At 48.5% G+C, this 404-nt stretch carries 1 protein-coding gene; it reads left to right on the forward strand.

The annotated features are described in order from the left end of the window. Positions 1 to 77 precede the first annotated feature (77 nt). Positions 78 to 404 (forward strand): IS5/IS1182 family transposase (locus APU11_RS07745; protein ID WP_028021382.1); only part of this gene is annotated, 327 nt, incomplete at its 3' end.

The following is a 404-nucleotide window of genomic DNA, read 5'->3' on the forward strand; positions in this document are numbered from 1 at the left end:
GGCTTTGTTGAATAAATCGAACTTTTGCTGAGTTGAAGGATCAGATCACGTATCTTCCCGACAACGCAGACCGTTCCGTGGCAAAGCAAAAGTTCAAAATCACCAACTGGCCCACCTACAATAAAGCCCTCATCAACCGTGGCTCCATAACTTTCTGGCTGGATGATGAAGCTATTCAGGCCTGGTATGAGTCAGCAACACCTTCTTCACGAGGCAGACCTCAGCGCTATTCTGACCTTGCCATCACGACTGTGCTGGTCATTAAACGCGTGTTCAGGTTGACCCTGCGGGCTGCACAGGGTTTTATTGATTCCATTTTTACACTGATGAATGTTCCGTTGCGCTGCCCGGATTACACCAGTGTCAGCAAGCGCGCAAAGTCGGTTAATGTCAGTTTCAAAACG

The sequence above is a fragment of the Enterobacter sp. 50793107 genome (genome assembly GCF_001463365.1).
Lineage (GTDB): Bacteria > Pseudomonadota > Gammaproteobacteria > Enterobacterales > Enterobacteriaceae > Enterobacter > Enterobacter cloacae.